Raw genomic sequence first — 8101 nt, 5'->3', positions numbered from 1 at the left:
CCCGGTCGAGCTTCGGGACGGCTCAGCCGAGCAGATCGTCGACGAGGCGCTCGGATATCGGCCGATTGCCCTGTGAACGGCCCGGTGGGTCGGCTGGGAGCTGCTTGCTGTTCGGCCCGGGAGCCGGCGAGGGAGGGCGGCTGCGAGACCGGCGACGAGGTGCTCGTGGGGCAGGCTCCTGAACGCGCAGCCGCGGTCTGTCGGGCATCCCGCGGACTCAGCGGCTCCGATTCCCGCGACACCCACGACACCGGACAGGGCAGCGTCAGATTTCCAGCCGGTAGCCGTGTCCTCTGAGCGTGACGATGCGCGGCAGTCGGCACGGGCGGCTCGATGCCTCGGCTGCCTGGGCAAGCCGACGGCGCAGGCCGGCCATCGTGACGTCCAGCGTCTTGGTGGGGCCGAACCAGTTCTCGTCCCATACCTCGGCCATGAGAGTTTCGCGTGAGACGGCTGCTCCGGGGTGCTGGGCGAGCGTGGCCAGCAGGTCGAACTCCTTGGGACGCAGTTTGATCTCCTCGTTGTGGAGAGTGCACCGGCGAGCCTTCGTGTCGATGACGAGGTCGTGGAGCCGTACCGGTGTCCGCTCGGCGGGCGTGACCGCTCGGCGGCGCAGATGGGCGCGCAGGCGGGCGAGCAGGACGGTCAGGGAGAACGGCTTGACCAGGTAGTCGTCCGCTCCGGCCTCCAGGCCGGCGATGATGTCGATGTCGTCGGTACGTGCGGTGAGGATGACGATCAGCAGGTCCGGAAACCGGGTGCGCAGGTCTCGGGCGACGTCCAGTCCGTCGATGTCGGGCAGACCGAGATCGAGGAGGACGGCGTCGTAGGGAGTGGGGGTGGTGCCCGCTTCGGTGAGGGCGGCGACGCCGGTACGGATCCAGAGCGCGGCGTAGCCGTTGCCGCGCAGGCCGGTCTCGAGGTGACGGCCGATGGTCTCGTCGTCCTCGACGACGAGGACGCGCAGGTGGTTCCGGTCGGGTGTCGTGGACGTGCCCATGGGCGACAGCGTAGGTCCCTCGGTGAGGTCTTCGATCGTGACGGCGTGGTCGGCGTGGTCGGTGTGGTTCACATGTCGCGCAGCTCCTCCACGGCGGGGCGCCGGGAACTACGGATGCCGTTGAGGGCTGCGGCCAGTACGGCGGCCACGGCGGCGAGGCCGGTGACGGCCAGATAGGTGCCGGGGACGGCCAACGTGGCCGGCGGGGGGTCGAAGACGCCGGTGAGGACCTTGACGAGCATCTGTGACAGGGCCCAGCCGATGAGGGCACCTGTGGCCAGGCCGGTCGCGGCCAGCAGGAGGGCCTCGGTGAGGACCATGCCGCGCAGTTGTCGTCCTGTCGCCCCGAGGACGGTGGCGATGGCGAAGGTGCGGCGCCGCTCGGCGAGTCCGAGGGCGAGGACCAGTCCCCCGGCACCGGCGGCCAGCAGTACCGCGAAGACGAGCTCGATGCGGGTGAGGCCGGCCAGGTCGACGGAGGTCAGGCTGGTGCCGACCGTGCCGCGGGTCTGGGTCAGATCGGTGACGGTGGCGCCGCTGCCCAGTTGCTCGCGCAGGTGAGAGGCGATCTGCTGCTGCCGGCTGCCGCCGGTGTCGATGAGGAAGGCTCCCACCGCGTCGCTGCCGGTGGTTTTGGTGATGTAGGAGGCGTTGGCGACGAAGAAGCTGTCCTTGGGGGCGGTGGGGAACTCCTTGACCACTCCGGCGTAGTGGAAGGGGACCGTGCGCAGGGCCTTGGTCCGGGCGTCCTGGATGCGGAGGTTGACCGTGTCGCCGGGCCGGAGTTGGAAGTCGTGCACGGTCTCCTCGCTGACCAGAAGATTGTCCGGACGCCGGTCCAGGCTGTGCATGAGCTGCCGCGCGGTGCCGCCGGCGAAATAGGCGTCCTGGAGCGAGGTCGCTCGCGTGACGGTGGCGGGGCGGACGCCGTAGAGGTCCTGGAGGTCGGAGCCGACATAGGCGAACCGGTGCTGGAGCGGCTCGACGTGTCGTACTCCGCCGACCCGCAAGGTGGTTGCCGTGCTCGGCGAATGGTGGGCGCCCGGAGGCTCGGTGACGGTGACGTCGGCGCCGTTGGTCAACCGGGCGTCGACTTCCGCCTGTTGCTGATAGGTGGCGTTGAAGACCGCGGTGGACACGGCGAAGGAGACGGCGAGGGCGAGCAGGACCACCGACCGTGCGAGCGTCCGGCTTCGGCGGGAGAGCGTGGCCGCGGTGGTACCGGCCAGGTTCCCCGTCAGCGGGCGAGCGAGCCGTGCCAGCGCGGGGCGGCCGTGGTCGAGGGCCAGCAGGGTGAGTCGCCACACGAGCAGGGCGGCGCCGATCCACAGCAGCACCGGGCCGAGGAAGGCCCAGTACGACACGGAGATGGTGGGTACGCCCTCGGGCGCGAGGACCAGGGCGTACTGGTTGCCGGAGGAGGCGCGGAAGACCAGCCACGAGCCGATCAGCAGGACGAAGTCCAGGCCGTACCGCATCCACCAGGGGCCGCGACCGCGTCGAGGACTGTTCTCTCTACGGGTGTCGGCGACGGTGACGGTGCGCAGGTCGCGCAGGGCGGGTACGAGGACGGCTCCGGCGGCCACCGCGGCCCCGAGGACGAAGGCGACTCCATACCAGACGGGCCACGTGGCAGCACCCGCGCCGAAGGATGCGGCGCCGAAGGCGAGGTGTCCGGTCAGGGCGGCCGTGCCCAGACCGACGAGGCCGCCGAGCAGGCCGATCAGGGCGGCTTCGAGTGCCGCGAGCGCGGTGATCTGCCCGGGGCGCAGTCCGCGCAGGCGCAGCAGCCCCTGTTCCTGGCGGCGGCGGTCACCGCCCGCGGCGGCGACGGCGGTGGTCAGGGCGGCGGCGAGGACGGCGCCGGGGACGCCGAGGAACAGGAACAGGACCTGCGCGTAGAGGGCGTCCTGACGGGCGGAGTCCAGGGCGGCGCCGACGTTGTCGCCGACGAGTGCGGTGCCCGCCGAGTGGGCCTCCAGGTTGTGGGCGGCGCCGGTGACGGTGGTGAAGGCGGCTGCGGGGTCGGTGGGCAGGTGGGTGTGGTCGCGGGCGACGTGGATCTGCGTCGTTGTTCCGGTGGCGCCGTGAGTGAGCGCGGCGAACCGTGCGGCGGGCAGGAGTACGACGTTGTCCGGTGGTGCCGTGGGCTGGGACTGGCTGGGCGCGCCGACGGTCTGGAAGAGGGAGTCGGCCTGGGGCAGGTCGACCACTCCGTCCACGGTGACCTGGTGTCGGCCGATGCCGGGGAGTCCGACGGTGATGGTGTCTCCCGGGGCCGCGTGGAGGTTGGACGCGGTCTGCTGGGCGAGCAGGACGCCGTTCGGGGAGCCGGCGAGGGTGCGGATCTCGTCGGGGAACCGGTTCCGGTAGCCGTCGGGCAGGCCGAGGGCGATTCCGGGCCCTGTGGTCTGGGTGCTGCCCTGCGCATGGGCGCTGAAGCCGGTGGTGTGCGCGTAGCCGACCGGGAGCGCGGTCTGTGTGCCGGGGGTCTTGCGGATGAGGGACAGGACCGCGTTCGGATCGGCGCCGGGCTGGACCTGGACCTGCCAGTCGACGGCGACCGAGCGCAGGGCGCGCTGGGTCATGGTCGCCTGGGACGCGGTGAGGAAGGAGCCGAGTGCCGCGATCAGGGCGACGGCCAGAGCGACGCCGGTCAGGGCGGCCAGGAGCCGTCCGGTGCGGTGGCGGGTCAGGCCTTTCACCCATGCGGTGATCATGGCATCTCCTCCGGTGCGAGCAGTCGTCCGTCGCGCATGGTGCGGCGCTGTGCGAGCCGGGCGGCGACGGCCGGGTCATGGGTCGTGACGACGAGTGCGGCCCCTGTCAGGTCCGCGGCGGCCAGCAGGGCGTCCAGGACGCGGGCGCCACTGGCGTGGTCGAGGCGGCCGGTGGGCTCGTCGGCGAGGATCAGACGGGGGGCCTGGGACAGCACCCGGGCGACGGCCACACGTTGAGCCTGGCCTCCAGAGATCTCCTCGGGAAGCCGGTCGGCCAAGTGCTGGACGCCGACCTGGGCGAGTGCCGCGAGAGCGGTCCGCCGTGCCTCGTTCTCAGGGTGGTCGGCGAGGATCAGGGGGAGGGCGGCGTTCTCGGCCACGTTCAGCGCGGGGATGAGACTGTCGTTCTGGAAGACCAGCCCGATGTCGCTCGGCTCCAAGCCCCCGGCTCGGGTGACGGTTCCGGTGGTGGCGCGTTCGAGTCCGGCGATCAGGTGCAGCAGCGAGCTCTTGCCCGAGCCGGATGCTCCGACGATCGCGAGCCGTTCGCCGGGACGGATCGTCAGGTTCGCTCCGTGCACGGCCACGACGGCCTGGGCGTCCCGGCCGAAGGTGAGGGCCGTGTCGGTACAGGTCACGAGTGCGTCATCGGGCGCCGTCATGGGGTCCCTCCGGGAGAATGGAGGACGGCCTGTCGGTGGCCTTCCCGTCGTCCAGGGCGATGACCCGGTCGGCGATCCGTACGGCTTCCGCGCTGTGCGTCACGATCAGCACCGCGCAGCCGTCCGCCGCCCGTTGCCGCAGCATCGTGAGGACGAGGTGTTCGGTCTCACCGTCGAGTTCGCCCGTGGGTTCGTCCGCCAGGAGTACGGCGGGAGAGTTCGCCAAGGCGACGGCCAGTCCGGCCCGTGCGAGCTCCCCGCCGGACAGTTGGCGGGGCAGGGCGTGCGACCGGTCGGCGATCCCCGCCTGCGCCAGGAGGTCGTCGGCCGTGACCTTCGGCCTGCGGCCCATGGCCTGCTGCGGCAGCCGGATGTTGTCCCGCACGCTCAGGTGCGGCAGGAGGTTGCGGGTCTGCAGCAGGACGCCGATGTGACGGGCCCGTAGCCGGGCCCGTTCCGTCTCGGGCCGGTGGCTGATGCGGACGCCGTCGACGCGGACTTCGCCTCCGGAGGGTTCGTCGAGCCCTGCCAGACAGGCCAGCAGGGTCGATTTGCCCGCGCCCGAGGGCCCTACGACGGCGACCGTCTCGCCGGCGCGCACGGCCAGCGACACCCCGCGCAGGGCGAGTGTCTCCTCCTCGCCGGCGCGGTAGAAGCGGTACAACTCGCGGGCGGTGAGAACCTCGTCGTCGAGACGGTGTGCGCCGGTGGCGGTGGCGGTGTGCACTGTCCTCACCGCCATGTCACGGAGTCACTGACGATGCGCCACGGGTCGACGTTGTCGGCGTTCACCGGGCCGGACAGGGTCAGGTTCACTTCATGGCCGGACCGGTAGTAGGCGTAGCGTTCGAACGCGTCGCGCACCACCTTTCCGGTGACCGGGTCCTTGGCCGAGTCGCCTTGATAGGTCAGCAGCACGACGCGTCCCGCGTGGCGGTTCACCTCAGAGGCTTTCGGGGAGGTGAACTTCGGTGTCTGCGAACGAAGTTGGGGCACGACGGTAGCGTTGACCGAGCCGGTCGTCGGAGCGGCCGAGGCCGGCACGGAAGTGATCGTGATGGTGTTCAGCTTGTCCGTGAACGTCGTGATGCCGCCCCGGACCGTGCGCGCCCAGCCTTCGGGGACCTTCACGGTGAAACCGGTGAAAGATCCTCCGGTCGGCCGGTAGGCCACGTAGACCTGGTTGTCGGGGATGTCACCGGGCGGATTGGACTCGGTGGGCGCGGCCTGCGCCTGCCCCACGCTGTTCGCCGTGGACTGCGTCGGTGCCGTGGCGTGCCTGCCGGAGCCGGAGCAACCGGCGATCGCCCCCACGGCGATCGCCACCCCGACCAGCGCGACCGCCTGTGCGTGTCGTCCCATGGTTGCTGCCCCTCTCATGAGGTGTCCGTACCGACCGGCCATGAGAGCGACGCTAGGGAGTCGCGGGTTAACGTTCCGCCCGGCGAGGGTTAGACGACGGCAAAAGCGGCGCCGCGTCACCTCGGGCCCGGCGGCGGGACCGCATCATGAGGTCATGAGACAGCGAGTGGTGCGCGTAGCCCTTACCGCCGCACTGGTCGCCGTGGTCCTCCTCGCCACTCCCTTGGCCCTGGTCATCCGGTCGTCGCTCTACACAGCACAGCGGGACGCTCTGGAACGAGCGGCGCTGGCGGCTGCGGTGCGCGTGAGCCCGGACTACGCATCCGGCGACCCCGTCGAACTGCCCCGTCCCCCGCGTGGCGGGAATCTGGGCCTGTACGACCCGCGGGCACGGCTACGGGCGGGCAGCGGCCCGGCGACCGGTGACGCTCCGGTCCGTCGTGCCCTGGGCGGAGGGCTGGTCCGGCACGGGACGGCCGGGCAGCTCGTCGTCACCGTGCCGGTCTCCCACGCCGAGCGGGTGATCGGCGTCGTCCGGGCCTCCTCACCGGCCGGCGCCGTGCAGCGTCGCGTCCTCGTGGCCTGGGCCGTGCTGTTGGGCGTGGCGCTCGTGGCGCTGTCCGTCGCCGTACTCGTCGCCCGTCGCCAGGCACGGGCGCTGGCCGCACCCCTGGAGGACCTCTCGCGCCACTGCCGGGCCGTCGCCGAGGGCGACCTGTCCCAACGGGCCGGCCCCAGCAGCGTCGCCGAGATCGACCAGGTCGCCCGCACCCACAATGAGATGCTCGACAACCTGTCCGAACTCCTGCGCCACGAAAGGGACTTCACAAGCAACGCCTCCCACCAACTGCGCACCCCTCTCGCAGGACTGCAACTCGCCCTGGAGGGGGGACTCGACGAGGACGACGCGACGCGTCTTCGACCGGTCGTCGCCGAGGCTCTGGCCACCACCCAGCGCCTGCATCAAACCGTCGAGGAGCTTCTGCGTCTGTCCCGCTCACACGGCTGGGCCCACTCGGCCGCACCGCGTGTGCCGGCGCGACAACTGCTCCAGGAGACGACCCAACGGTGGTACGGGCTCTTCGCCCAGGAAGGCCGACGGCTCGAGAGCGCCGCCGATGACGTGCCCGCGGATGTACGGATCCCGGGCGGGCCCGTGTCCGAGGTACTCGGCATCCTCCTCGACAACGCCAGAGTGCACGGGCGCGGAACCGTTCGGATCGGCACCCGGGATTTGGGAAGCGCCCTCGCCTTCGACGTGGCCGACGAGGGCAGCATCGACGGGGATCCCGCGCGGGTGTTCGACCGCGGACACTCCGGCGGCGGCCCCGGAAAAGGCATCGGGCTCGCCCTGGCCCGTGACCTGACGGCTTCCTTGGGCGGACGGCTCTCCGTGACACACAGCGACCCGACCACCTTCCTGCTCCTCCTGCCCATCGGCCAGGGCGAAGAGGAGGACCCACCGATGTGATGCTCCGACGGCCGGCGACGGGACGAGCCTGTGAGCCGGCCCCTCAGGTCCTCCCTGCCCGCCTTCGTCGGCTCATCGGACGGCTACGGCGGCGAAGGACTCCACCGAGGGTCGTCTTCCGGGTCCCGGTAGGGCACGGCGAAGCGATGGTGGCCGCAGCCGACCTCCTGCCGCTCGGCCCCCGGCAGTACGACGACGGCGGTCGAGCCGGTCGGTACGGTCACCCTCACCCGCAGCTCACCGACCACGCGTTCCCAGGAGACCTCGGCGAGCCCGTACGGCGTGCGGTGTGCGGTGCGGGCCCAGGTGAGCCCGCCGCCGGGACGTGGCTCGACGAGCAGGCTCCGATAGCCCGGCGAGCCCGGGGCGAGCCCCGCCACCACGCGGTGCATCCAGTCGGCCACCGCACCGAGGGCGTAGTGGTTGAACGAGGTCATCTCCCCCGGATTGATCGATCCGTCCGGAAGCATCGAGTCCCACCGCTCCCAGATCGTCGTGGCACCCATCGTCACCGGGTACAACCACGACGGGCATTCGGTCTGCAGCAGCATCTGATAGGCGTCGTCGACCGCTCCGGCGGAGGTGAGCGCGTCGCAGATCACCGGCGTGCCGAGGAAACCGGTGGCGACCCTGTGGTCCTTCTCGCGCACCAGCCGGACGAGTTGCGCGGCAGCGTGAGCTCGCTGATCGGCGTCGGTCAGCAGGCCGAACTCGAGGGCGAGCGCGTAACCGGTCTGCCCCGAACCGGCGATCCTGCCGTTCTGGGTGACGAACTCGTCGTGGAACGCCTGCCGCACGCCCTCGGCGAGTTCGGCGTACTTCGCCGCGTCCGCCTCCTGCCCGATCACCTCGGCGATGCGGGCCATCGTGGCGGCCACATGCGCCC

The 8101-nt window shown here is 71.4% G+C and carries 7 protein-coding genes; 1 reads left to right on the top strand and 6 read right to left on the bottom strand.

What is annotated here, in order from left to right; translation table 11 throughout:
• Nucleotides 1-265 precede the first annotated feature (265 nt).
• The 5 genes from ACWEBX_RS35255 to ACWEBX_RS35235 all read right to left on the bottom strand — a co-directional run bounded on the left by ACWEBX_RS35255 (nucleotide 266) and on the right by ACWEBX_RS35235 (nucleotide 5744).
• Nucleotides 266-1000, bottom strand: coding sequence for a response regulator transcription factor (locus ACWEBX_RS35255; protein WP_451888835.1), 735 nt, complete (start codon nucleotides 998-1000; stop codon nucleotides 266-268).
• Between the two features lie 68 nt (nucleotides 1001-1068).
• Entirely contained in the window at nucleotides 1069-3720 is a 2652-nt protein-coding gene (locus ACWEBX_RS35250; RefSeq protein ID WP_451888834.1) for an FtsX-like permease family protein, read from the bottom strand.
• Nucleotides 3717-4382 carry an ABC transporter ATP-binding protein gene (locus tag ACWEBX_RS35245; protein WP_451888833.1) on the bottom strand — a complete coding sequence of 222 codons (666 nt, stop codon included), beginning with the start codon at nucleotides 4380-4382 and terminating at the stop codon, nucleotides 3717-3719. Before ACWEBX_RS35245 ends, ACWEBX_RS35250 begins: the two co-directional genes overlap by 4 nt.
• A complete protein-coding gene (locus ACWEBX_RS35240; protein ID WP_451888832.1) occupies nucleotides 4366-5124 on the bottom strand; it encodes an ABC transporter ATP-binding protein in 759 nt (252 codons plus the stop codon). The genes ACWEBX_RS35245 and ACWEBX_RS35240 overlap by 17 nt, the downstream gene beginning before the upstream one ends.
• Nucleotides 5115-5744, bottom strand: coding sequence for a hypothetical protein (locus ACWEBX_RS35235; RefSeq protein ID WP_451888831.1), 630 nt, complete (start codon nucleotides 5742-5744; stop codon nucleotides 5115-5117). Before ACWEBX_RS35235 ends, ACWEBX_RS35240 begins: the two co-directional genes overlap by 10 nt.
• 154 nt (nucleotides 5745-5898) lie before the next feature.
• On the opposite strand from ACWEBX_RS35235, the gene ACWEBX_RS35230 reads away from it, so the two are divergent.
• Entirely contained in the window at nucleotides 5899-7215 is a 1317-nt protein-coding gene (locus tag ACWEBX_RS35230; protein ID WP_451888830.1) for a HAMP domain-containing sensor histidine kinase, read from the top strand.
• Nucleotides 7216-7298: 83 nt separating this feature from the next.
• Here ACWEBX_RS35230 and ACWEBX_RS35225 read toward each other — a convergent pair.
• Nucleotides 7299-8101: alpha-L-rhamnosidase-related protein (locus ACWEBX_RS35225; RefSeq protein WP_451888829.1), on the bottom strand; the 803-nt coding region annotated here is incomplete at its 5' end.

The organism is Streptomyces sp. NPDC005070, assembly GCF_053600395.1.
The sequence above is the reverse complement of the archived record's forward strand: the minus strand, read 5'-3'. Positions and strand labels throughout refer to the sequence as shown.

Excerpts from the sequence above, each read along its gene's own strand:
- ACWEBX_RS35250 (WP_451888834.1), bottom strand. The coding sequence starts at position 3,720 with ATGATCACCGCATGGGTGAAAGGCCTGACCCGCCACCGCACCGGACGG.
- ACWEBX_RS35255 (WP_451888835.1), bottom strand. The coding sequence starts at position 1,000 with ATGGGCACGTCCACGACACCCGACCGGAACCACCTGCGCGTCCTCGTC.
- ACWEBX_RS35230 (WP_451888830.1), top strand. The coding sequence starts at position 5,899 with ATGAGACAGCGAGTGGTGCGCGTAGCCCTTACCGCCGCACTGGTCGCC.
- ACWEBX_RS35245 (WP_451888833.1), bottom strand. The coding sequence starts at position 4,382 with ATGACGGCGCCCGATGACGCACTCGTGACCTGTACCGACACGGCCCTC.
- ACWEBX_RS35240 (WP_451888832.1), bottom strand. The coding sequence starts at position 5,124 with ATGGCGGTGAGGACAGTGCACACCGCCACCGCCACCGGCGCACACCGT.
- ACWEBX_RS35235 (WP_451888831.1), bottom strand. The coding sequence starts at position 5,744 with ATGGGACGACACGCACAGGCGGTCGCGCTGGTCGGGGTGGCGATCGCC.